The following is a 26,243-nucleotide window of genomic DNA, read 5'->3' on the forward strand; positions in this document are numbered from 1 at the left end:
AATTGGTTTTTTATTCTTTAAAGACTCTTCTGTCTGAGAATTTATTTTCTAACATAAATTGGACTTCTTTTTAACAGATAAGAAACAGAATCCATCCAACTGTCTTTTATGTTTAAGAATGGCTTACGCGTTTCAGAGTAAATTTTCGTTCCGTTTTTATACATGTCAAAATAAACCGTATAGTGATAATACGTTTGTGTACTTGCGCTTGTAGTTGAAATATCGCTCGTTTTCACTTTCTTATTGTTATCACTCACTTTGGCACTTCCACTGTTATAAGTTGAAGCTATAGAACCTTCTGTTATGGTATATGAAACTTTTGTTGCTATAATATTATCAACTCCCAAAATTCTCTGAAGATCTTCGATTGGCGTTTCATCAATGTTTTTATAATCAATTCCAGCTTTATGCAACAAACTGTTTGTTACTCTTAAATCCTGGACGGTTAACGGAAATAGATTGGAAGACTTATCCAACAGTTTATTATAAAGATCATTTTGAGCAAATTTTGCCATTTCTTCTGAACTTTCTAAAGTACCCGAATTCACATAAGGTACAGGCAGCACAGCAATTGTATTGGCTTTCATTTCTGCCGTAGCGATAGTCTGACCTGAATTAGCGGAACTCGTAGTACTTGACACTGCTGTATTTACAGACACATCGAAAGTTTGCGAACGACCGCTGGCGAAATCAATTCTGGCAATTTGAGATACATCAAGCGAAATTTGCACTGTTTCTCCCGGCAAAGAATATTCAACCGTTTTATCCGACATTTTCGCAACCGTACATTCAATAATCTGATAATCTCTTTTTATAATTTTATCCAGTTTTTTACTTCCGGTCTGAGCAAAATTGGCAACAGAAATTAGTAACATTATAAATGCAAAAATCTTTGTAATTTTCATTATTTCTCTGAATTAAATGATCCTACTCTTATGGATTTTCGGTCCCTCCTTTTTAAAACACAAATAGTACATGCTATATATTAGTTAACATGTGATAAACTGATTTTAACACTAGTAAAATTAAAATATTTCTGATGTAAAAAAAATGATATTTGTCATAACCCCCTTTTAACCATGCATTTTACGTCTACATATTCTGCGTATAAAAATTATAATCTTTAAGAATAACCCTTAAGAAATCATTATTATTTCCTGACTGATTTTTAATCCCTGTAACACTCTCTATTTTGGACACCAGTTTATAAATAATTTCATGATCGTTTTTGGCTAATGCACTTTGAAAAGTTTCCTTGATAATTCGCATATCATTATCCGACAATTTAATTACTAAAGGATAAGTCGGAACATAAGCATTTCCAATTTCTTCCAAAATGGTATGACTGATATTGATTTTATTTTTTAATGTAATTACAGCTGTTCCGGCAACCATATCTCCTAATCGTTGTCCTTTTTGACTTGAAATTATTGATATTAAACCTACGATTCCTCCCAGAATCGAAATATCAACCAGTCTAAAAAACCAACGCATTAAATAATCACCAAAGCCTGCCTGATAACCATCAATTTTAACAACTTTTATTTTTACTAGTTTCTTTCCGATGGTCTGTCCTTCAAAAATACTTTCTAAGATTAATGTGTAAATTATAAAGGGAAAATACAGTAGCAAAAGTACCGATGCTCTCGACCAGCTGTCTAAGCTGTCAAGGACTCTATCAAAATTAAAACCGTAAAAAAATATAAGAGAAATTACAGTCACATAGGCCAATTTAATAGCCAAATCAATGAAATAAGAACCTATTCTTTCTCCTACCGTTGCGGCGATAAAATTTATTTTGACATTTTGTGTTGTATTTATAGATAATTCTGACATATTTTATATTTTAGCCTACAATGAGAGAAGTCGCCTTCATAAAACAAAATAAAGAAAAATGGCTGGAATTTGAGCTAGCTATTTTTGGTAAAGCTAAAAAAAATCCGGATGAGTTAGCTAATTTGTACATTCAGATGATGAATGACTTGTCGTATGCTCAAACGTATTATCCAAAGAGCAAAACCGTTATTTACCTCAATCATCTCGCCTCACAAATTTATCAGAAAATTTATAGAACCAAAAGAACAGAAAAAAATAAGTTTCTGGAATTTTTTATTACTGAAGTTCCGTTGCTTATTTATGAATACAAACGCTATTTAATGTACGCTTTTGTTTTGTTCTTTATCACGGTAGGAATTGGCGTAGTCTCCGCAAGATACGATCCCGATTTTGTTCGCCTCATTCTGGGTGACGGTTATGTTAATATGACCTTAGAAAATATCAAAAAAGGAGATCCGATGGCTGTATATGGCTCCGGAAGCAACTGGGGAAGTTTTATTGGTATCACCATGAACAACCTTTATGTAGGAGCGCGATGCTACATTTATGGAATTTTTGGCGGTCTTGGCACCTTTTATATCTTCCTCCAAAACTGCATTATGCTGGGGTCTTTTCAGTATTTCTTCTATGAACAGGGTGTTTTCTGGAAAAGCGTCCGCGGAATATGGATTCATGGAGCCATGGAAATTTTTGCAATTGTAATCGAAACTACTGCCGGTTTTATCTTAGGAGCTTCTATACTGTTTCCAAAGACCTTCTCGAGAATGAATTCCTTTAAAATAGGTTTCAAAAATAGTTTTAAAATATTCCTGAGTACCTTTCCGTTTACCATTAGCGCAGGTTTTCTGGAAGGTTTTATTACCCGATATTCAATTGATATGCCCAACTGGCTTAGTAGTTTTATCATTTTGCTTACATTAGCCATAATATCATTTTATTATTTGATTTACCCTTTTATTGTTCACAAAAAAACAACTTTATCATAATGTTTGAACTTTACAAAAAACGACAGTTAGGCGACTATATCATAGATACCTTTAGCTTTTTCAAAACTTTTGGAAAACACTTTTTTAAAATCTTTTTTATCATCAATGGAGCCTTCCTGCTTATTGTAGGCACTTTAGTCTTTTTCTTTTTAAAAAGTAATTTTCAAGCCATATTTAACCAAAGTCTAAACCATCCGGACTCTGATAATCTTGCTGGTTATTTCAATGACAATTTTGGCCTTTTGATTGGTTTTATCGTCATTTTTTTTGTTGTTATAATAGCCTTATCGCTCTTCAATTCGACTTATCCCATTCTGTATTTAAAACTAATCGACCAAAAAAACAAAAGCAGCTTCACGACAGCAGATGTCGTAGCGATCTTTAGACAAAACCTCTGGAAAATAATCAAATTCTGTGTTGGACTTATATTTTTGGTCGTTCCAATGCTTTTTGTTGTTATAATTTTACTATTCTTCCTGTGCTTTTTAATCGTTGGTATTCCATTGCTGCTAATTGCCATCCCCACTTTATTTACCTGGGTTAATTTTAGTTTTTATGCTTACCTGACAGAAGATAAAGGTTTCTTCCAGTCTTTAAATCACGCTTATCTTTTGTTAAGAGAAGATTTCTGGACTTCCATAGGTGCAACTTTTTTAGTCATCATTATGATGCAGATGATTCAGGGATCTATCACGATGGTTTTCTATTTTATCGGAATATTTATGGTTTTCCTGACCGCTATGGGTACTTCAGAGTTCAATCCAGAAGCTATGGGCGATTCTCCGTTCTTGGTTTTCTTTCTGACTTCGATGTTTATTCTGATCTTTACATTAAGCAATATCTTCAACAACATGATCATGGTCAATCAGGGAATTATGTATTATAGCCTGGGAGCAAAAGAGAAAATTTCAAATCGCGACATTGAGTTAATCGGAACCGATAATGAATAAAATTCTATTCCTTTTATCTTTTCTATTTTTCTCGGGCATTACTCGTGCTCAGGATACTTTGGCTACAGCCGAACCTCCGAAAATAACCTCCGTAAAATACACTGAAAAAGATATTCGGATAGATTCCGACACCATAGAAATTAAAAGTTTCGCTAAAAACTTCAAAAAAAAATACACGGGTTCAAGTTTTGTTTACGAATTCAAAACTCCCGAAAAAGGCCTATGGCAGCGCTTTAAAGAGTGGCTTGCGAGTCTTTTTGGAGATTGGTTTAAAATTGAAAGCCCTGAGACGTCCATTAATTTTGTCTCGGTTTTATTAAAAGTAGTAGCCGTTTTAATCATCATTTTTGTTATTTATTTAATCGTAAAAGCCATAATTAATAAAGAAGGACAGTGGATTTTTGGAAAAAATGCTAAAAAGAAAAACATTTACTATTCAGAAATAGAAAAGAACATACATCTATTAGATTTTGATAAACTGATTAAAGAATGTTTACAATCGGGAGAAAAAAGAACGGCGGTTCGTTATTATTATCTCTGGCTTTTAAAAGTGATGGCACAAAATCACTACATCGAATGGGATATCGAAAAAACCAATTCTGATTATTTATACGAACTTCAAAAACCCGCACACAAAGAAGAATTCACCTATTTGTCTTATCTGTATAACTATATCTGGTACGGTGAATTTGAAATTGATGAGATCACTTTTAAAAAGGCCGAAAACCGATTTAAGAATGCCATAAAAACGTTTAGCAATGAGTAAAACACTTAAAATTTATATTGCTGTACTGGTTTTTATTCTGACCTTAATTTTGGTAGCAGATCACGATCGGCCAAAACCTATTGACTGGCGACCAACCTACTCTGTTAATGACAAAATTCCTTTTGGACTTTATGTTTTTGACAAAGAAATCAATCGCTTTTTTAAAAATCATGCTGTAGAACGCATTTCGACTTTAACGCCTTATGAATATTTAGATTCAAAATATGACAATGATACTCTCGTAAAAAACTATAAAATAAAAGGAACTTTTATAAACATCTCCGAATTAAATACGATTGACGAAGAGTCTGTAAACGAGCTTTTTTATTTTGTATCGCGTGGAAACAATGCTTTTTTGAGCATGAAAACCTTTCCACAGTACCTGTTAGACAGTTTAAAAGTCGAAGTAAATTCCGATTATCAAAGCTCTGGCAGTACAACCGTTTGGCTGGCTAATCCACAACTGAAGAAGAAAAAGTATAAATTCGCACAGACCTTAGAGGACTATTTTTCTAAAATTGACACTGCAAATACAACCGTTTTAGGCTATCAGATTGCTTCATTCAAAAAGTCAAAAAAGCATATCAATTTTATAAAAGTTCCTTATCATCAGGGGCATTTTTATCTGCACACGCAACCGGTTGCCTTTACAAACTATAACTTACTGAAAGCAAATAATTATGAATATGCCGAAAATGTCCTGTCTTGCCTACCCAAGGGAGATATTTTTTGGTACACCAAAGGACAAAATAATGAGAGTATCTCTGAATCGCCTTTACGTTACATTCTAAGCCAGCCCGGTTTAAAGTGGGCCTGGTATTTCTTTTTGTTTGGAATGTTGATTTTCATTATTTTTAATGCCAAACGAAAACAGCGAATTGTTCCCATATTAAAACCTTTGCCCAATTTAACCGTCGATTTTACAAAAACCATCGGAAATTTATATTATCAGGAAGGCGATCATACCAATATTATTGATAAAAAAATCATTTACTTTTTAGAAAAAATTAGAAATGAATACCTAATCGATACCACAAAACTGGACGATAGTTTTATTGAAAAATTGCATCATAAAACAGGTAAAAATGTAACCGATATTCAGCAACTTGTATTCCTGATCAACGAACATCGAAATAGTTATCACGGCAGCCTTGAAGAAGATTTAATCCGAATCAATACTGCGATAGAAAAGATTTTACATTAAAAAAACAGCCGAACTCAATATAAAGAAAACAAACCCATCATGGACGATAGCAATACAACACCCGAAATCACAAATGAAAATGTAAATTTTGAAACCCGAATAAACTTAGCTCCACTTTTAGATCACGTTAGCGCGATTAAAAAAGAGCTTGAAACCGTAATTGTAGGTCAACACAAGATGATCGATCAGCTTTTGGTTGCTATTTTATCAAACGGACACGTTTTACTCGAAGGAGTTCCGGGAGTTGCAAAAACCATCACGGCCAAACTTTTGTCCAAAACCCTGAACATTGGCTTTAGCCGTATCCAATTTACACCGGATTTAATGCCGTCGGATATTTTGGGAACTTCGATCTTTAATTTAAAAACATCTGAATTTGAATTTAAAAAAGGCCCTATTTTCTCCAATTTAATCTTAATCGATGAAATAAACCGTGCTCCTGCCAAAACACAGGCCGCGCTTTTTGAAGTAATGGACGAACGCCAGATTACGATCGACGGATTAGCCTACCAACTGGAAACACCATTCTTGGTAATTGCCACCCAAAACCCAATCGAACAAGAAGGTACTTACCGCTTGCCGGAAGCGCAATTAGACCGTTTTTTATTCAAAATCACCATAGATTATCCGAAACTAAACGAAGAAATTCTGATTATCCAAAGAGAGCATTTACTACAGGATCATGGAAAACTGGAAGCCATCAAAACCATACTGTCTGCTGCTGAAATAAAAGAATATCAGGCTTTGGCAAAACAAATCAGAGTAGAGCAAAATTTATTGGAATACATTGCACGAATTGTAGTCAATACCCGTGAAAACGCCTTCCTTTATTTAGGAGCCTCTCCTCGTGCCTCAATCGCTATTCTAAATGCTGCCAAAGGTTTTGCTGCCATCCGCGGACGTGATTTTGTTACTCCCGAAGACATTAAAGATGCTGCCATTCCGGTTTTACAGCATCGTGTAATTGTAGCCCCTGAACGCGAAATGGAAGGCATCACGAGTTCGGAAATTATCAGGCAAATTATTGAGACTGTTGAGATTCCGAGATAGTCTTCAGTCTCAGTTTTCAGTGGCAGTACACAGTGAAAACTGAGACTGAGACTGAGAACTGAAACTTGAAACTTGAAACAATAAAAACCTGAAACCTTTTTAAAGCGTGAAATTCATCAAAAGCCTATACCTCAATAACTTTTTCTTCTATGTGCTTCTGGGCATTATTGGATTGTTTGTTTGTGCTTTTATTTTTCCAAATTTGTACAACGCAGTTTGGTTTATCGTTTTAATTTTATTGACTTTTTTGGGGCTCGATGTACTCCTGCTCTATCTTAGCAAAACGGGTATTGAAGCAGAAAGAACTACACCGGAAAAACTTTCGAACGGGGACCTAAATCCTGTTACGATTAGTATCAAAAACCATTATACATTTAAAATTTCAGTCAAAATTATTGACGAAATTCCGTTTCAGTTTCAGGTACGTGATTTCAAAATTATAAAGACCGTTAAAGCCTCTGAGCAAAAAGAAATTGGCTATGAATTGCGACCTACAGAACGTGGAGAATATTACTTTGGCTATCTGAACGTTTATGTTTCATCACCGTTAAGACTAATTTCCAGAAGATTTTCGTTCGATAAAGACAAAATGGTTCCCACCTATCCGTCTTATATCCAATTAAGAAAATATGACTTGTTAGCTTTTTCGAATAATTTATACCAATACGGAATCAAAAAGATTCGTAGAATTGGTCACACTATGGAATTTGAGCAAATTAAAGAATATGTTCAGGGTGACGACCTCAGAACGCTAAACTGGAAAGCCACAGCCAAGAAAAATGCCTTGATGGTGAATCAGTTTCAGGACGAGAAATCACAATCTGTATACATGGCAATCGACAAAGGCCGATCCATGCAAATGCCTTTCGACGGACTGAGTTTGCTGGACTATGCGATCAACTCAACCTTAGTTTTGTCGAATGTAATTCTGAAAAAACAGGACAAGGCAGGAATTTTTTCGTTCTCTAAAAAAGTAGAAAACCGTGTTTTTGCCGAAAAAAGAGCCTCTCAGATGCAAAAAATTCTGGAGACCTTATACAATATCAAAACCGATTTTTTCGAAAGTGACTACAGCCGTTTGTACGTAGACATCAAGAAAAACATCAATCAAAGAAGTTTAATCATTTTATACACTAACTTTGAAACGATGGACGGTTTAAACCGACAGTTGCCTTATTTAAAAGGAATTGCAAAAAGTCATTTATTGGTTGTCGTTTTCTTTAGCAATACAGAACTCAATGCGATCATCAACAAAAAAACGGATACCATTCAGGAAATTTACGACAAAGTGATCGCTGAAAAATTCATGTTCGAAAAGCGTTTAATTGCTAACGAACTCAAAAAATATGGCATACACTCCGTTCTAACACAACCCGAAAATCTGACGTTGGACGCTATCAATAAATATTTGGAAATTAAAGCCAGAGGAATTTTGTAGAAGTGAGAAATGCTTTTTTTTGTAAAAAATGATTTGTCAAAAGTAAAATGACCGCAATTGTTTTTTTGTAAATATTATTAAAACATCAAGTTCTTTATAAAAATTAAGATTAATTAAAAAATCGTTGAACCTTTGTTCTTTTGAACCTTTGTAATTTCTAAGAAAATGAAAAAACTACTTGTACTTGTATTTGTTCTTACAAGCTTTATGTCTCATGCACAAAAAACGGAGAACATTATCATCATCACCACAGACGGCTTTAGATGGCAGGAAGTGTTTAAAGGAATGGACCCTGCAATTGCCAATGATAAAAAATTCAATCAGGGAGACAGTACCTATATTTACAAGAATTATGCAAGCGCTGACTCCAAAGAAAGCCGAAAAAAAATCATGCCTTTTTTATGGTCAGAAATTGCTTCGAAAGGGCAAATTTATGGCAATCGTGACTTAGGCAGTAAAGTAGACGTCTCAAATCCGTATTGGTTTAGTTATCCCGGATACAGCGAAATCATGACCGGAAATGTAGATGTTGCCATCAACTCCAATCATTATAAAAACAATCCAAATGTAAATGTGCTGGAGTTTTTAAACCAGCAGGCGAAACTAAAAGGAAAAGTTGCCGCTTTTGGCGCCTGGGATGCTTTTGATCGAATTTTAAACGAGAAAAGAAGCGGTTTTCCGGTAATTTCTGCCTTCGATAATGTGGGAGGAGACAAACCTACAGAAACTCAGAAGTTATTGAATGAAATGCGCAACAATTCGTTTAAACCTTTTCATCAGGATGAGTGTTTAGATGTTTTTACCCACTATCAGGCTTTAAACGAACTTAAAACAAAAAAGCCAAAAGTGCTTTACATCGCTTACGGAGAAACTGACGAATGGGCACATGCCGGACACTACAGATCTTATCTTGATGCCGCAAACCAAGTCGACAAATGGATTAAAGAAATTTGGAATTTTGTACAAAATGATCCCCAATACAAAAATAAAACTACACTGGTAATCACCGTAGATCACGGCCGTGGTGACAAAACAAAAGCACAATGGACAGATCATGGTGCCGATGTTGAAGGTGCCTCACAAATTTGGTTCGCTGCAATGGGGCCAGAAATTGCCTCAAAAGGAGAAATCAAAACAGATTCTCAACTGTATCAAAAACAAATAGCGCAAACCATTGCAAAAATCATGGGATACACCTTCACCGCTCCGCATCCCGTAGCAAACGAGATTTCGGAAGTACTTCAGAAATAAGAAGATTCTTTTTCGCCACAAACTTCACAAATTTACACGAATAAGTATTTTTACTTACTTCTAATGAAATTCCTGGAATTTGTGGCAATCTTTTTTAAAATTAAAAACTATCCAAAATAATGACTAATTGGAATGAAATAAAATGGATATTTGAAACAGATGGGTCGCTTAGAGATATTTATGTTAAAAATGTTAAAATCGAAGATTGGAAAATTTTAATTAATTATCTCAACAAAAACCACATTGTAAAATATGGTACAACAGGAGAAAATAAAGAAATTAATAAAATTGATTTAGAATATTTAATTCATTACTTAAATGATGAAACAGGAGAATTAGAAGCAAAAATTGCATCTATCATAATTGATGATATTATGATAAACCTACATTTTTTCTCAATTGATGAAATTGAACTTGACATCGATCCAAAAGAAATATATTCTTTTGTTAATTATAGAAAGATTTTGGATTTTATGGTCCAATTAAGTGAACTTCTTGATAAACCGGTAATTTTAACTGGTGAAAATCAAAGTGAATTTCCATTAATAAACGTAGATTTTTCAAAAAAGATAATAAAAACATTAACAAAAAAAGAAGCTGAACAATTCTGGAAGTAATTAAACCTAAAAGATTTTCCAGACCTTGTAAGAAGAAAACCTCTGAACCTTTGGAACTTTGGAACTATGTGTTTTACACCTCCACCCCCTATAAAAAAAACCTCAGTACCTCCAGAAAAACCTTTGCAACTTTTAAAAAAAATCTCAGTACCTTAGCCCCTCAGAACCTAAGTACCTTCAAAAAAAAAATGAAACAAATTACTTCAATACAAAATCCGTTTATAAAATCGCTTGTTTTACTACAGGAAAAGGCCAAAGCCCGCAAACAAACCGGAACATTTTTGATTGAAGGCTTACGTGAAATTCAATTGGCAACAAAAGGAGGTTACGAAATAGAAACCGTTTTATTTTTACCCGAACTGGTTACTGAAAATCAGATTCAAAAATTGGTGAACGGTCCGGTTCAACTCATCGAAATCAATAAAGAAGTTTATCAAAAACTAGCGTATCGCGACACCACCGAAGGGATTCTGGCTGTGGCTAAAACCAAATCGATGCTATTATCTGATCTGAAATTATCAGACAATCCGTTAATCGTTGTGGCCGAAGCACCGGAAAAACCAGGAAACATCGGTGCGCTTTTGCGAACTGCCGATGCTGCAAATCTGGATGCTGTATTAATTGCAAACCCAAAAAGTGATTTATACAATCCAAATATTGTACGCTCCAGTGTCGGTTGTTTGTTTACCAACCAAATCGCAACAGGAACAACAGCCGAAATCATTGCTTTTCTAAAAGAAAAAAAGATCGATTTTTACTGTGCCACACTGCAAAATTCTACCTCTTATCATACACAGAATTTCACAACCCCAACCGCTTTGGTTGTAGGTACGGAAGCCACAGGCCTAACGCAGGATTGGAGAGATGCTGCCACTCAAAACATTATCATCCCCATGCAGGGCGAAATCGACAGCATGAATGTCTCGGTCGCGGCTGCTATTCTAATCTTCGAAGCCAAACGTCAGCGCGGATTTAACTAAACCAAAACATACCGTCATGAACTACAAATTATCACTTTTAGCCTTATTATTTAGCCTTAGCCTTTCAGCTCAAATAACCAACCCGGAAGTAGATGAACTGGTCAATCGCACCCTAAAAGCATTTGATGTACCCGGAATTGCAGTTGCCATTGTAAAAGACGGAAAAGTAGTTCTGGCAAAGGGTTACGGAGTAAAATCAATCACAACACAGCAAAAAGTAGATGCCAATACCCTTTTTGGGATTGCCTCCAACAGCAAAGCTTTTACCTCAGGAGCATTGGCGATGCTGGTAGATGAAGGCAAAATAAAATGGGACGATAAAGTCGTAAAATATCTTCCTGATTTTAAAATGTACGACGATTACGTAACCCGTGAATTCACTATTCGTGATTTATTAACACATCGAAGCGGACTCGGACTTGGAGCCGGAGATTTAATGATCTGGCCTGACGGAAGCGATTTTAAAGCAGCAGACATTGTGCATAACCTAAGATACTTAAAGCCCGTTTCCAGTTTTAGAACCAAGTACGATTACGACAACTTACTATACATCGTAGCAGGTGAGATTGTACACGTGGTAAGCGGTCGAACCTGGGCCGAATTTGTTGAAGAACGAATTATGAAACCTCTGGAAATGAACAATAGTGTAGCTTCAGTAAAACGTTTAAAAGATACTACAAACGTCATTACACCTCATGTTCCGGTTGATGGCAAACTCAAAACGATCAAACGTTATGAGAATCAGCTTTTCGATGGAGCAGCCGGGATCTATTCCAGTGTTAATGATTTGAGTAAATGGGCCATCTTACAAATCAATAATGGAAAATATGGTGATAACAAACCGTTATTTTCAGAAAAAGAACACGATGAAATGTGGCAATTGCAAACTATCATTCCGGCAAAAACAAAGCCACCGTACAACACACATTTCTCAGGTTATGGTTTAGGCTGGTTCTTAAGTGATGTAAAAGGATACAAACAGGTTTCGCACACAGGAGGATTAGAAGGAAATGTGACGCAAACTACTTTGATTCCGGAATTAGGATTAGGCATCATTGTTTTAACCAATCAGCAATCAGGAGCCGCTTTTAGCGCGATCACCAATACCATAAAAGACAGTTATCTTGGCATTAAATCGGATGATTATGTAACCCTTTACAGCAATCGAATGAAAGCTAGCGAAGCATCAGCTGATAAAGTGACTGATGAAGTCTGGGCGTCAATTGCCAAAAACAAAAAAGACAAACTAAAAACTGATTTTTCAAAAATAACCGGAACTTACAAAGACAATTGGTTTGGAGAAATCACAATAACAGAGAAAAAAGGAAAAGCATACTTTGCTTCCAAACGCTCTCCACAACTGGCTGGCGAGGTATTCTTCTACAAAGATGGAAATTACGTAGTAAAATGGAACAATGCTTTCTTTCACGCCGATGCTCATTTACTTTTCAAATACGATGAAAGCGGCAAAGTCATTAACTTAAAAATGCTACCAATTTCTGAATTAACTGATTTTAGTTATGATTTTCAGGATTTGGATTTTGCGAAAGAATAGTTTTTTAGTTTGCAGTCGCAGTTTGTAGTCGCAGTTTGCAGTCACAGTTTACAGTTTACAGTTGCACCTGCTAAACAGTATCTCTTTCAACCTTTTTTCACACCCAACCCGATTTAAAAGTGAAAACTGGGACTGAAAACTGAGACTGAAAGCAGTGCTCAAAAACTTGAAACCTGAAACTTGAAACAAAATAATTTCATTCTAAAATCAACCTTCCATTCCCTTGCGTATATTCAAACTTATTCTTATTTTTAGTACTTGAACTATGCCGTTATGATAGAAATAGATATTGAAAAAGAAAATAAAGCAATTGCGCAAGAGTATAAAGAGTTACTTCGAATCAGTTATCAGACTTTAAGCCCAACCGACAAAAAACTTATCCGTAAAGCATTTGATGTTGCTGTTGATGCACACAAAGAACAAAGACGTAAATCTGGTGAGGCGTATATCTTTCATCCTATTGCAGTTGCAAAAATAGTTGCCTCCGAAATTGGTTTGGGAGCGACCTCTATTGCTGCGGCCTTGTTGCATGATGTTGTTGAAGACACCCCTTTAACTGTGGAAGATATTGAGCGTTTGTTCAATCCGAAAGTAGCCCAATTGGTAGAAGGCTTAACCAAGATTTCATTGGTTCAGAGGGACCTGAATGCCTCTATGCAGGCAGAGAATTTCCGAAAAATGATTTTGACACTGAACGATGACGTTCGTGTTATTCTGATCAAACTGGCCGATCGTTTGCACAATATGCAAACTATGGACTCTATGGCGGAATACAAACAAACTAAAATCGCCTCAGAAACACTTTATATTTATGCTCCCCTTGCCCATCGTCTCGGACTTTATAATATTAAAACCAAACTCGAAGATTTAGGTTTAAAATATACCGAGCCGGCTGTTTACAATGATATCGTAAGCAAAATCAGAGAAACAAAAGAAGAACAGGATGCTTACATCAAAGACATTTCGGATGTTTTGAAAAAATCCTTAGACAGTGAAGGCATTGATTATGTAATTAAGGGACGTCCAAAATCTATTTATTCGATTCGCCGTAAAATGCGGGCTCAAAATGTGAGTTTTGACGAAGTGTATGATAAATTTGCTTTAAGAATCGTTTACAAATCAGATCAGCATGATGAAAAATTCGTAGCCTGGAAAATCTATTCCATTGTTACCGACCATTACAGACCAAGCCCGAGTCGTTTGCGTGACTGGATCTCCTCTCCAAAATCAACCGGTTACGAAGCTTTACACATTACTGTGATGGGGCCAAAAGGCCGTTGGGTTGAAGTACAAGTTCGAAGCGAACGTATGGATGAAATAGCAGAAAAAGGATATGCAGCACATTACAAATACAAAAACGGCGCAACCGAAGAAAGTGGTTTGGATGTTTGGCTGAATTTACTTCGAGAAGCATTAGAAAATCAGGAAACCAATGCGGTAGATTTTGTAGAAGATTTTAAAATGAATTTATATTCAAAAGAAATCTTTGTCTTTACACCAAAAGGAGAAATCAAATCATTGCCAAAAGGGGCCACATCACTTGATTTTGCTTTTAGCATACACTCTGAAATTGGAATTAAAACCCGAGGAACACGCGTCAATGGACGATTAGTACCTTTGAATCACGAATTAAAAAGTGGCGATCAGGTTGAAGTTATAACCTCTGCCAATCAAAAACCAACTGTAAACTGGTTGGAATACGTGACAACTTCGCGCGCGAAAACCAAAATTAAGAATGTTCTGAACGAGAACACCAAAAAAATCGCCGAAGAAGGAAAAGAACTGCTTACCAGAAAACTGAAACACCTAAAAATCACTATCAATGAGCAGGTCATTAATGAATTAGTTAACTTTTTCAAGCTTAAAACCAGTTTAGATTTATTTTACAGAGTTGGTATTGGTGCGATCGAAAATCAGCAGTTAAAAGATTACGCAGCACAAAAGAGCAATACGTTTATCAATTTCTTTAAAAATAAAATTAAACGAAACAAAGACAATACCGCTTCTGAGGACATTCACAAACCAGTCATCAGCAGTAACTATGACATGCTGGTTTTTGGAACGGAACATGATAAACTCGATTACAAACTCTCACAATGCTGTAACCCAATTCCGGGAGATGACGTTTTTGGTTTTGTAACCATCAATGAAGGGATCAAAGTTCACAAAAAAGACTGTCCGAACGCGATTGGCATGCAATCCAATTATGCGTACCGTATTATGAGCGCCAAATGGATCGATTCTTCTCAGGAAGAATTCAAAGCCATTATCAACATAACAGGAATGGATGTTTTAGGACTTACCAATCAATTGACCAGAGTTATTTCGAACAACATGAGTGTAAATATTCAGAGTATTTCGTTAAGTACAGATGCCGGAATTTTTCATGGACAGATTGCTGTTATCGTTCAAAACAACACCATTTTGAAAAAAATGATCAATGCCATTAAAAAAATTGACGGAGTTGATAAAGTAACAAGAGAATACAGAACTTAATTCCAAATAGAATCGAATCTGATTTTTTTATATGAAAAATGATATACTGAAAATTCCACAGATACATTTAAATGAAAACGGCGAGCTTATTATCACTGCTTCCGATTCTTCGTCTAAATATGATTTTGATTTTTTTCAGGGAAAATCAGACATCTTAAATAAAAAATTAAAACAAAGGCTTTCAAACTGTACAGAATGGATCGAATTTTCCTCCACTCAGGAAATGTACAAAATCCTGCACGGAATTGGCAATATTGATAATTTTCTTGCCACTTTTGACGGAAAGCCTTTCGAAGGCATGACCGTTAGATTATTTAATCCTGAAACCCGATTGTGGAGTATTTATTGGTCAGATTCAAATACCGGAATATTAGACAAACCCGTAATAGGTTCTTTCGAAAACAAAGTCGGTCACTTCTTCTCTAAAGATATTTACGAAGGTAAAAAAGTTTTTCAGGTATTCCGTTGGGATGCAAGAGACGAAAATAATCCGGTTTGGAGTCAGGCCATGTCTGAAGATTCCGGAAAATCATGGGAATGGAATTGGTACATGTACATGACAAAAAGGAAGTAAAAAATGTTAGTATTTTCATAAATAAAAACAATTATGTTAATTATGTTCACTCTATTTTTTTAAATTTATCATTACAAACACCTGTAATTGATACTTTATTATGGATCGAATACAAATTAAAACGTTAAACTTTAAACCCGAAACTTTTATTCATTAAAAATAAAAAATTACCTTTGCCGGATATGACACTCATTTCAACTGACAACACTAGAAATCAAGAAATTGTAAAAAATGTTTTTACAATGTATCTTGAGCAAAAAGGGCATCGCAAAACTCCTGAGCGTTATGCTATACTTCAGGAAATTTACGATAGCGAAGAACATTTTGATATAGAAAACTTATATATCAAAATGAAAAACAAGAACTATCGTGTGAGTAGAGCTACATTGTACAACACAATAGAGCTATTGTTAGACTGCGCTTTGGTTAGAAAACATCAATTTGGACAAAATCAAGCTTACTACGAAAAATCATATTTTGATAAACAGCATGATCATATTATCATGACGGATTCCGGTGAGGTAATTGAATTTTGTGATCCAAGAATTCAAACCATCAAAAAGACAATCGAAGAAATATTTGATATTGAAATTACAAATCATTCTTTGTATTTCTACGGAAACAAAAAGCAAAAACAATAATTCCGAAAGGCATTATTCAAAAAATATAAAAAAGAAAATTAACTACATTAATCAGTAGGGCAACTCGGATTGCCTCAACGCAAATTAAAAATAGAATGACCGTAGATTTATTACTAGGATTACAATGGGGAGATGAAGGTAAAGGAAAAATTGTTGACGTTCTTACCTCAAATTATGATATTATTGCACGTTTTCAAGGAGGACCAAATGCAGGACACACATTAGAATTTGACGGAATTAAACACGTACTTAGAACCATTCCTTCTGGAATTTTTCATAAAAAATCAGTAAACATCATTGGTAATGGTGTTGTAATAGATCCGGTAGTTTTTCAAAAAGAAATTGAAGGTTTAGAGAAATTTAACCTTGACATCAAAAGCAAACTGATCATTTCAAGAAAAGCACATTTAATTTTACCAACACACCGTTTATTAGATGCCGCATCTGAAGCATCAAAAGGGAAAGCAAAAATTGGCTCTACCCTTAAAGGAATTGGACCAACTTATATGGACAAAACCGGAAGAAACGGATTACGTGTTGGAGATATCGAATTAGAAGATTTCAAAGATCGTTACAGAGCACTAGCTGACAAACACGAGGCTATGATTGCTTTTTATGATGTAGCTATTCAATACAACCTTACTGAACTTGAAAAAGAATTCTTTGAAGCCATTGAAGAATTAAAGAAATTAGATTTCATTGACAGTGAAGAATACATGTACCAAGCTCAAAAAGCAGGTAAATCAATCTTATGTGAAGGAGCTCAAGGTTCTTTATTAGATGTTGATTTCGGAACTTATCCATTTGTAACTTCATCAAACACTACAGCTGCCGGAGCTTGTACCGGTTTAGGAATTGCTCCTAACAAAATCAAAGAAGTATACGGAATTTTCAAGGCTTATGTTACACGTGTAGGTAGCGGCCCATTCCCTACTGAACTTTTTGACGAAGTGGGTGCAACAATGGCAAAAGTTGGAAACGAATTTGGTTCTGTTACAGGAAGACAAAGACGTTGTGGATGGCTGGATTTAGTAGCTTTAAAATATGCCGTACAAGTAAATGGAGTAACTCAATTAATGATGATGAAAGGTGACGTTCTTTCTGGATTTGAAACTTTAAAAGTTTGTACAGAATACAACTACAAAGGACAAAACATTTCTCACTTTCCTTATAACATTGAGCCGGAAAACGTGACTCCTGTTTATAAAGAATTTAAAGGATGGCAAGCTGACTTAACTGGAATGACATCTTACGATCAATTGCCAATCGAGCTAAAAGAATATATTGAGTTTATTGAAGCAGAAGTTGGAGTGCCAATCAAAATTGTATCGGTTGGACCAGACAGAAAGCAAACAATAACAAAATAATATCTCTAAACGCTCTGATAACCAGAGCGTTTTTTTATACAAAACATTTCTAATGATGAAAAATCCGAAAATTAAAGTTACCGAAACTCAGTTATTATCAGACAATTGGTACATACTAAACAAGGTAACTTTTGACTACGAAATGAAAGATGGTAAAATAGAATCTCATATTCGTGAAGTGTATGATCGCGGAAACGGAGCAGCTATTTTACTTTATAATACCGCTAAGAAAACTGTTATTCTAACAAGACAATTTCGCTTGCCAACTTATCTAAACGGCAATAAAACCGGAATGATGATCGAAGTCTGTGCAGGTCTTTTGGATCAGGACCATCCGGAACAAGCGATTATTCGCGAGACTGAAGAAGAAACCGGGTATCGTTTGCAAAAAGTAGAAAAAGTGATCGAAACCTACATGTCACCGGGATCTGTAACCGAAATTTTATACCTGTTTATCGGAGAATACAACGAAACAATGAAGGTAAACGACGGTGGCGGATTAGACGCGGAACAAGAAAACATAGAGGTTTTGGAATACACCTTTGATCAGGCCTATGCCATGATTCAATCCGGCGAAATTACAGATGCAAAAACTATTTTATTGTTACAGCATGCGAAAATAAAAGGTTTGATTTAAGATTTTTTGAGTATTTTAGATCAAACTAAAATCTATTAAATGCTCTATTTTAAAACATTACTTTTTCTGATTTTTCCTTGTCTGCTCTTTTCACAAAATGAAAAATGGCCTGCTGCAAAACTAAAACAGGATTTATCGACTTTTAAGGAAATTAGAGAAAAAGCCAATTCAGGAGTTTATAAATACCGAACCAAAAAACAGATCGACAGTATTTATTCGTGGGCATTTTCAGAATTAAAAAAACCTAAATCGCTACTGGATTTCTACAAAATTGTCCTCAAAATCACTGATTTTGAAGGCAGCGTACACAATAACACCACTCTTCCCGATGAATTTCAAAAAAAATATATGTCGGGAAAAGTTTTCTTTCCGTATCCCGTAAAACTACTCAGCAATAAAATAATTGTCAATTTTCAGAATTCCGAAATTCCTATTGGATCTCAAATTCATAAAATCAACGGTATTAAAATCGAGAAAATAATCTCTCGTTTCTACAAATACTACACGACGGACGGTTATAACATTTCGGGGAAATCAATCGGAATCAGTGCTTCATTCGGAAGGTATTTCGAATTGGAATACGGCCCAAAAGAGCATTTCCTGGTCGAATATTCACTCCCCGACCAAACTCAAAAACAATCCAAAACTATAGCCGCTGTTTCGAACGATCAAAGAAAAGAAAACTTTAAAAACCGACATTCTTTACCTATTGACAGCCTGTTCTATGGAGAAATTAAAAACAAATACACTTTCAAACTCACGGCTCCAAATACAGCGTTACTTTCTATACCCACTTTTGCAATTGGAATGAATGCAAAAGACAAAGAGCATATTGTTTATAAAAAGTATCTCGACAGCTGTTTTCAACTTCTCTCTCTGCATCCGGAAATCAAAAATTTAATAGTCGATGTTCGAAGTAATGGAGGTGGAAGCGATCCTAACGACCTTGTCGCTTTTTCTTATCTGACACAAAAACCGTATCGAGAAAATACATCGGCATTTATTAATTTTCAAAAAATTCCATACCCGCAGTATTTTATCTATCAAGAAACAGAACCACAGAAAAAGCTCGAAGAACTCCATGAATTTGAAGCCGAACTTAAAGAAGAATACCCTGAACTGAAAGGGCAACAGTACCAGCAAGATCCTAAATTCAATCGTTTGTTACAACCCGATAAAAACAGCTTTAAAGGACAGATCTATCTGTTAATAAGCCCCAGAATAGCCTCTGCAGGATCACTCTTTGCTTCTTTAGTCGCAGGCCATACCGACGCTATAATTATTGGTGAAGAAACAATGGGCGGTTATTATGGTCATAACGGACACACACCCGTGGAATACGAACTTCCGAACACAAAGATAAAAACACAATTTTCGATCGTTAACCTCGAACAGGATGCCCCTAAAAAACCCAACCAGATTTTTGGCAGAGGTGTAATTCCCGATCATGAAGTCATACAAACCATTGATGACTTTGTACAAAATAAGGACACGCCGTTTGAATATACTTTGAAATTAATTGATCAGAAATAAATGAAATTGTTTAAGAATAAAATTTTAAGAATAGTACTATTCCTTTTTATACTCATGAATAGTATTGCTTTTTTTCATGCCTATAAATTTACTCATTTCACAGAAAATAACGCCGTAAAAACTAAAAGTCCCGAAAAATTATCCCTAATTGACAAAGCAAAAACTCTATTCCTGGGAGTTAATAATCCTAAACCCAAAAACAATAAATTCCCAACCCAAAAATATCAGATTATAAACCTTAAAAGCAACAAGGAAATTGAATGCTGGTTTATCAAAAATAAGAAACCAAAAGGAACTGTTATACTTTTTCATGGTTATGTAGGAGAAAAATCCTCAATGATTGAAAGATCAAATGAATTTATCAAATTAGGATTCAATACCGTTCTTGTTGATTTTATGGGAAGTGGAAATTCGGAAGGAAATCAAACTACAATTGGTTTTAAGGAGGCTAAGCAGGTAAAAACTTGTTTTGACTACGTTACCAGGACAGGAGAACAAAATATTTATTTATTTGGGACTTCCATGGGAGCAGTTTCAATAATGAAATGTATTAATGATTCTAAAATAAATCCCAAAGGTATAATTATCGAATGTCCATTTGGATCAATGTATAAAACTGTCTGTGCCAGATTTAAAAAGATGAATGCACCCACATTTCCAATGGCAGGTTTATTAGTGTTTTGGGGCGGCTTACAAAATGGCTTTTGGGGATTTAGCCACAATCCCGCAGAATATGCAAAAAATATTTCCTGTCCGGTTTTATTACTTTACGGAGAAAAAGATAAAAGCGTAAGCAGAGAAGAAATAAATGTGATTTATAAAAATTTAAAAGGTCAAAAAAGAATTAATATCTATAAAGCAACCGGACATGAAAATTATCTCATTAAAAATAAAATTCAATGGACAAAGGATGTCACAGGATTTATAAAATCGATACAGTGAAAAATTGTAAATGAAAATCCAACAAACTATTCAGGTAATTGTATAAACGATTTGGCTGGTAATCAAATAACTTTACGAGTATAAAAAATACAATTATGAGAAAGTTACGATACCCCTTAAGTATTTTACTACTGGTCGTTTTGGTTCTAATAAGTTCTTGTAAAAAGAATGAAGCAACCGAAACAAAGGGCAAAGTAAAGCCTAAAAAAACGATCGAACGCACAAAACCGAAATCCGTTTCCTATCATTTTGAAAACACAAAAGAATGGCTTAAAACCAATGCCTCCGACAGCAGCAAACTCCGCATTGCATACGCCATAAATCGAACTGATCGAAAGAATTTTGTCAAAATGGACTCTGTTATTATTCCTAGTGATTTTACAGGCGATTTGGTTTATTATCTCCCGTTTCCAACTCATATCGTCGCTTTAGAAGAAGTTTCGAAAGTGATTCTTTTCTCCTATCCTGCTCAGACATTTGCTGCTTATGAGAATGGAGAATTAATGTTCGCAGGCCCAACCAATATGGGACGAAAAAAAGATCCCACACCAACCGGATTGTTCTTTACCAACTGGAAAGCTGAAAAAACAACCAGCACATTTAATGATGAATGGGACTTAAAATGGAATTTTAACATCGAAAATAAACTGGGAGTTGGCTTCCATCAATATGATTTACCGGGATATCCTGCCTCGCATTCTTGTTTGAGATTACAGGAAAACGATGCCAAAGATCTTTACAAATGGGCTGACGAATGGATTTTAAAGGACCGCGAAAATGTAAAAGTAAAAGGAACTCCGGTCATCGTTTTTGGAAGTTATCCTTTTGACGCACCAAAACCCTGGTATGCATTAGTAAAAAATCCTAAGGCACTGGATTTATCAGAATCAGAAATAAAAACCCAAACCCAGTCCTTTATACAGGAGATTTTAGAAAATCAAAAGCTTAGAGAAGCCGAACCAAATCCTACACTCTAACTCGATTTATAAAAAAGCATATTATTACAATCAGTCAAAACCTCCTCATAAAAGGTTCTGACTGATTTTTTTTATAAAATTGCGCCCCCACTGAGCCTCTGAACCTTTGCACCTTTGCATCTTTAAAAACTATTTAGTACTTAAATGAATAAACGTTCATTTATTATTTATATATTTGTTCCCTAATTCACAAGACATGAACAATTCACTTATAAAAAACAAAAAGATCGTCATTATTGGTGGCGGGCCTGTTGGTTTAACAACAGCGAGAATTTTACAAATTAACGGTGCTGATGTAACCGTTTACGAAAGAGATCTTAATGCACAGGCCAGAACTTCAGGCGGGACATTGGACATTCATTCGGATTCAGGTCAAAAAGCAATCGAAAAAGCAGCCTTAATGGACGTCTTCTATCAGTACGCACGTCCAACCGGAGAAAAAATGGCTGACATGCAGGGGAACATTACCTCGGCTGAGATGCCGGATGAAGAAAATGCATATACACGACCTGAAATTGACCGTAATGATTTGAGAAAAATCATGCTCGAAAACCTGAATGCCAATACAGTAATTTGGGACAGTCATTTAACCCATATTGAAAAAACAGGAGAACAATACCATTTAGAATTCAAAAACGGCACTACCGCAACCGCCGATTTTGTGATAGTTGCCAATGGCGGAAGATCGAATGCCAGAAAATTTGTAACTCATAAGGAACCTCAGCTTTCGGGAACCTACATCATTCAGGGAGAAATTGCCCGCCCTGATCGCGATTATCCGGAATTCAAACCCAAATATGGTGATGGAAATGTAATGGCAATGGGCGAACAGAAAATGTTTTATACGCATACTTTACGCGACGGTTCCATTCATTTTGGAGTTTCTTTTAAAGTAGATGAAAACTGGATTTCAAACCACGGAATTGACTTTGAAGATCTTACCGCCGTACGAGCATTTTTGAATGAAACCTTTAAAAACTGGAGTGACGACTATAAAAAATTCTTTGCCGCTGCAACTGATTTCTCCGGATTGCCTTTACGTTTATTCTCTTTGGAAAAACCCTGGGAAAAACATTCTAACATTACACTTGTTGGTGATGCCGCACATGTAATGCCTCCATTTGCGGGCGAAGGTGTCAATATGGGGTTGATGGATGCCTATCAATTAACCGAAAACCTAACCAACGGAAAATTTGAAACACTAAAGGATGCCATTGACGATTATGAACAAAAGATGTTTGGTTATGCTTTAGAAGCACAACGACAAACTTCTAAAATGGAAAATCTACTACATTCTGACATCACAACCGAAGACATCATGAACAGCCGCATTGGCCATAAAACCGAATCATAAAAATAAAAAAAGGCATAAGAGTTTCATTCTTATGCCTTTTTTGATGCTGCAAACTTTTATTTCTCTACTTTTAGTACTCTCAAATCCTTTTCTATAAAGCAATGAAACTACTATTCTTTTCAATACTAATCTCTCTTTTTACAATATCATCCCTATATTCTCAAACAAAAAAAGAAATTTACCAATTCTCTAAAGACATTAGTGCAAAGATCGAAAAAGACACGGTAAAATGGAAATACCAAACCGGAGCAACTGACTATTCTATTAGCGGTTATTATAAAAAAGCACTGGAAACCTGGGATAAAAATGGCGCTACTGTACCAACAATAACCAAAGAAGACAGTTTATATCTAACCCAATTTCATCCTGAAAATGCCAAAACATATATTGTTAATCGATCAAAAAAGGCCAAAGTCATTCTGATAAATGAAGCCCACAACAACGCCAGACACCGTGTATTCACCACTTCAATACTACAGGGACTTTACGACAACGGTTTTCGATTTCTGGGGCTTGAAGCGCTCTCTGACACTTTAGTTAATAAAAGAAAGTTTCCAGTCTTAGAAAGCGGGTATTACACAAAAGAGCCTCAATTTGGTAATTTGATTAGCGAAGCTCTCAAAATAGGCTTTACTGTATTTGGTTATGAAGACTTCGACACTCCTAATCTCACAGGGAAAGACAGAGAAATCAAACAGGCTCAAAGCATTGCCAAATGGATAAACAACAACCCTGACGGGAAATTTTTAATCCATTGTGGATACGACCATATCATCGAAGGAACACCCTCAATTAAGTCCTGGGAAAAAGCAATGGCCGGCAGACTAACTGAATTCACAGGCATCAATCCATTTACAATTGATCAGGTTCGATATTCTGAAAGAGGAGATACAAAATTAAACCAGCCCTATATTCAAATGATAAATTTAGAGTACCCGGCAATTCTGATTGATTCTAACGGCAACACTTTCAATGGCGACCTAAATAATCTAAAAAAAATAGACTGTTCCATCATACATCCTGTTACTACGTACACCAATAAAAGACCGAATTGGCTGTCATTATCAGAAAAGAGAAAAAATTACCCGGTTCCAAACTCAAAAATAAAAGAGTTTCCTGCACTAATTACAGCATATCGGATTAATGAATATGAAAATGAAGGAATACCCGCTGATGTCATTGAGATTTTAGCCAATAATGAAAAAGGAAATTTACTATTAGCTCCCGGGAAGTATAAAATAGTAATTAAAAATAAGGACTACAAAATAACCAATACGTATTTGATTACTGTAAAAAAATAGTCTTGTCTAAAATCAAAAAAAGCATAAGAAACGAACTCTTATGCCTTTTGTTTTATATTGAAAACTAAAAATTATCTTGAATAATTTGGAGCTTCTTTTGTAATAGTAACATTATGTGGATGACTTTCCGTAATTCCGCTTGACGTAATTCTAACAAAACGTCCCGATTCCTGTAAAGTTGGAATGTCTTTTGAACCACAGTATCCCATTCCGGCACGAAGACCACCAATGAACTGAAGCATACTTTCGTTTAACTCTCCTTTGTAAGGAACACGTCCCACAATTCCTTCTGGAACTAATTTTTTAACATCATCTTCAACATCCTGAAAGTAACGGTCTTTTGATCCGCCCTGCATGGCTTCTACAGAACCCATTCCGCGGTAAGATTTGAACTTTCTTCCTTCAAAAATGATCGTTTCTCCCGGAGATTCTTTTGTTCCTGCCAATAACGATCCTAACATTACACAATCAGCACCTGCAGCGATAGCTTTAGGAATATCTCCTGTGTAACGAATTCCACCATCAGCAATTACCGGAACTCCTGTTCCTTTGATCGCCGCAGCTACTTCAAGAACTGCTGAGAATTGAGGAAAACCAACACCTGCAACGATACGGGTTGTACAGATAGAACCAGGTCCGATTCCGACTTTTACACCATCAGCACCATTTTCAACTAAATATTTAGCTGCTTCCGGAGTTGCAATGTTACCCACAATTACATCAATGTTTGGAAATTTAGATTTTACTTCTTTCAGGGTGTTTACAACACCTTCGGTATGTCCATGAGCAGTATCAATAATAATAGCATCAACACCCGCAGCAACTAAGGCTTCGGCTCTTTGAACTGCATCACCAGTTACTCCAATTGCCGCTGCCACTCTTAAACGTCCGAAAACATCTTTGTTAGCGATTGGTTTTTGAGTCAGTTTTGTAATATCTCTAAAAGTAATTAAACCAACTAATTCGTTGTTAGCATTTACTACCGGTAATTTTTCGATTTTATGTCCTTGTAAAACTACTTCCGCCTGCTCTAAAGAAGTTCCTTCAGCAACAGTTACTAAGTTTTCGCTTGTCATTACCTCAGTAATTGGTCTTGCCCCGTTTTTTTCGAAACGTAAATCACGATTGGTAACGATTCCTTTAAGTATTTTATTTTCATCAACGATTGGAATACCTCCAATTCCGAATTCTTTCATTGCATTTTTTGCATCTGCAATAGTCGAGTTCGTTGGTAAAGTTACCGGATCGATAATCATTCCGGACTCCGCACGTTTTACTCTTCTAACTTTCGCAGCTTGTTGCTCGATCGTCATGTTTTTATGCAAAACACCAATTCCACCTTCCTGAGCCATAGCAATTGCCATTGAACTTTCGGTAACGGTATCCATAGCAGCTGAAACTATAGGAACATTAAGCGTTATATTTCGTGAAAACTTTGATTTAATACTCACTTCGCGGGGAAGCACATTCGAGTAGTTAGGTACTAATAATACATCGTCGTAAGTTAAACCTTCGCCGATAATCTTGGAGTTGTGTGCTATCATGGTGCAATTTCTAGTTGAATTGCGTGCAAATATAGTGAATAAATTGCAAACTTAAATACTAACGTATTCATAAATTTACATTTACAGGAAAGATAGCGTAAATTATGACTTAGTAATAAAGACGTAGTGAGCAGTCGCAGTCACAGTTTACACCTCACAGTTTACAGTCGCAGTCGCAGTTTATATCTCGCTGTCTCAGTTCACATCTCACATCTCACATCTCACAGTTTACAGTCGCAGTTTA

The 26,243-nt window shown here is 35.5% G+C and carries 23 protein-coding genes; 20 read left to right on the plus strand and 3 right to left on the minus strand.

What is annotated here, in order from left to right:
• Window positions 1–41: 41 nt before the first annotated feature.
• The gene (locus FLA105534_RS15275) at window positions 42–905 is read right to left on the minus strand and encodes a hypothetical protein (protein ID WP_173966983.1); all 864 of its coding nucleotides are present in this window, start codon (window positions 903–905) and stop codon (window positions 42–44) included.
• A 187-nt stretch (window positions 906–1,092) separates the two neighbouring features.
• Window positions 1,093–1,836: an RDD family protein gene (locus FLA105534_RS15280; RefSeq protein WP_173966984.1), complete on the minus strand. Its 744-nt coding sequence runs from the start codon at window positions 1,834–1,836 to the stop codon at window positions 1,093–1,095.
• 20 nt (window positions 1,837–1,856) lie between these two features.
• Here FLA105534_RS15280 and FLA105534_RS15285 point away from each other — a divergent pair, with 20 nt between their 5' ends.
• From FLA105534_RS15285 to FLA105534_RS15380, 20 genes are all read left to right on the plus strand, one after another.
• Window positions 1,857–2,822 (plus strand): stage II sporulation protein M, encoded by a 966-nt coding sequence (locus tag FLA105534_RS15285; RefSeq protein WP_173966985.1) that lies wholly within the window; start codon window positions 1,857–1,859, stop codon window positions 2,820–2,822.
• Entirely contained in the window at window positions 2,822–3,772 is a 951-nt protein-coding gene (locus FLA105534_RS15290; protein ID WP_173966986.1) for a hypothetical protein, read from the plus strand. The genes FLA105534_RS15285 and FLA105534_RS15290 overlap by 1 nt, the downstream gene beginning before the upstream one ends.
• Complete coding sequence (locus tag FLA105534_RS15295; protein WP_173966987.1) at window positions 3,765–4,538, plus strand: DUF4129 domain-containing protein; 774 nt, start codon at window positions 3,765–3,767, stop codon at window positions 4,536–4,538. Before FLA105534_RS15290 ends, FLA105534_RS15295 begins: the two co-directional genes overlap by 8 nt.
• On the plus strand, window positions 4,531–5,742 hold the full coding sequence (locus tag FLA105534_RS15300; protein ID WP_173966988.1) for a DUF4350 domain-containing protein: 1,212 nt from the start codon (window positions 4,531–4,533) through the stop codon (window positions 5,740–5,742). Before FLA105534_RS15295 ends, FLA105534_RS15300 begins: the two co-directional genes overlap by 8 nt.
• Window positions 5,743–5,781: 39 nt before the next feature.
• Window positions 5,782–6,792 (plus strand): AAA family ATPase, encoded by a 1,011-nt coding sequence (locus FLA105534_RS15305; RefSeq protein ID WP_173966989.1) that lies wholly within the window; start codon window positions 5,782–5,784, stop codon window positions 6,790–6,792.
• Window positions 6,793–6,898: 106 nt separating this feature from the next.
• Window positions 6,899–8,230: a DUF58 domain-containing protein gene (locus tag FLA105534_RS15310; RefSeq protein ID WP_173966990.1), complete on the plus strand. Its 1,332-nt coding sequence runs from the start codon at window positions 6,899–6,901 to the stop codon at window positions 8,228–8,230.
• Window positions 8,231–8,395: 165 nt separating this feature from the next.
• On the plus strand, window positions 8,396–9,481 hold the full coding sequence (locus tag FLA105534_RS15315; RefSeq protein WP_173966991.1) for a phosphoglyceromutase: 1,086 nt from the start codon (window positions 8,396–8,398) through the stop codon (window positions 9,479–9,481).
• A gap of 119 nt (window positions 9,482–9,600) precedes the next feature.
• Complete coding sequence (locus FLA105534_RS15320) at window positions 9,601–10,098, plus strand: hypothetical protein (RefSeq protein WP_173966992.1); 498 nt, start codon at window positions 9,601–9,603, stop codon at window positions 10,096–10,098.
• Window positions 10,099–10,286: 188 nt separating this feature from the next.
• Window positions 10,287–11,078 (plus strand): TrmH family RNA methyltransferase, encoded by a 792-nt coding sequence (locus FLA105534_RS15325; protein WP_173966993.1) that lies wholly within the window; start codon window positions 10,287–10,289, stop codon window positions 11,076–11,078.
• A 16-nt stretch (window positions 11,079–11,094) separates the two neighbouring features.
• The gene (locus FLA105534_RS15330; protein ID WP_173966994.1) at window positions 11,095–12,633 is read left to right on the plus strand and encodes a serine hydrolase; all 1,539 of its coding nucleotides are present in this window, start codon (window positions 11,095–11,097) and stop codon (window positions 12,631–12,633) included.
• 273 nt (window positions 12,634–12,906) lie between these two features.
• Window positions 12,907–15,129 (plus strand): RelA/SpoT family protein, encoded by a 2,223-nt coding sequence (locus tag FLA105534_RS15335; RefSeq protein WP_173966995.1) that lies wholly within the window; start codon window positions 12,907–12,909, stop codon window positions 15,127–15,129.
• A 31-nt stretch (window positions 15,130–15,160) separates the two neighbouring features.
• Window positions 15,161–15,703: a hypothetical protein gene (locus FLA105534_RS15340; protein ID WP_173966996.1), complete on the plus strand. Its 543-nt coding sequence runs from the start codon at window positions 15,161–15,163 to the stop codon at window positions 15,701–15,703.
• A gap of 182 nt (window positions 15,704–15,885) precedes the next feature.
• Entirely contained in the window at window positions 15,886–16,344 is a 459-nt protein-coding gene (locus tag FLA105534_RS15345; protein WP_029268726.1) for a Fur family transcriptional regulator, read from the plus strand.
• A gap of 95 nt (window positions 16,345–16,439) precedes the next feature.
• On the plus strand, window positions 16,440–17,711 hold the full coding sequence (locus tag FLA105534_RS15350) for an adenylosuccinate synthase (RefSeq protein WP_173966997.1): 1,272 nt from the start codon (window positions 16,440–16,442) through the stop codon (window positions 17,709–17,711).
• A 55-nt stretch (window positions 17,712–17,766) separates the two neighbouring features.
• A complete protein-coding gene (gene nudK / locus FLA105534_RS15355; RefSeq protein ID WP_173967059.1) occupies window positions 17,767–18,348 on the plus strand; it encodes a GDP-mannose pyrophosphatase NudK in 582 nt (193 codons plus the stop codon).
• 39 nt (window positions 18,349–18,387) lie between these two features.
• Window positions 18,388–19,881, plus strand: a complete 1,494-nt coding sequence (locus FLA105534_RS15360; protein WP_173966998.1) for a S41 family peptidase — start codon at window positions 18,388–18,390, stop codon at window positions 19,879–19,881.
• Between the two features lie 54 nt (window positions 19,882–19,935).
• Window positions 19,936–20,823, plus strand: a complete 888-nt coding sequence (locus tag FLA105534_RS15365; protein ID WP_246253253.1) for an alpha/beta hydrolase — start codon at window positions 19,936–19,938, stop codon at window positions 20,821–20,823.
• A 95-nt stretch (window positions 20,824–20,918) separates the two neighbouring features.
• Entirely contained in the window at window positions 20,919–21,800 is an 882-nt protein-coding gene (locus FLA105534_RS15370) for a L,D-transpeptidase (RefSeq protein ID WP_173967000.1), read from the plus strand.
• Between the two features lie 196 nt (window positions 21,801–21,996).
• Window positions 21,997–23,154, plus strand: coding sequence for an FAD-dependent oxidoreductase (locus FLA105534_RS15375; RefSeq protein WP_173967001.1), 1,158 nt, complete (start codon window positions 21,997–21,999; stop codon window positions 23,152–23,154).
• Window positions 23,155–23,255: 101 nt separating this feature from the next.
• Window positions 23,256–24,455 (plus strand): hypothetical protein, encoded by a 1,200-nt coding sequence (locus FLA105534_RS15380; RefSeq protein ID WP_173967002.1) that lies wholly within the window; start codon window positions 23,256–23,258, stop codon window positions 24,453–24,455.
• A gap of 71 nt (window positions 24,456–24,526) precedes the next feature.
• On the opposite strand, the gene guaB is transcribed toward FLA105534_RS15380, so the two are convergent.
• Entirely contained in the window at window positions 24,527–25,999 is a 1,473-nt protein-coding gene (gene guaB, locus FLA105534_RS15385; protein WP_173967003.1) for an IMP dehydrogenase, read from the minus strand.
• Between the last annotated feature and the right edge of the window lie 244 nt (window positions 26,000–26,243).

The sequence above is a fragment of the Flavobacterium collinsii genome, assembly GCF_902804485.1.
GTDB lineage: Bacteria > Bacteroidota > Bacteroidia > Flavobacteriales > Flavobacteriaceae > Flavobacterium > Flavobacterium collinsii.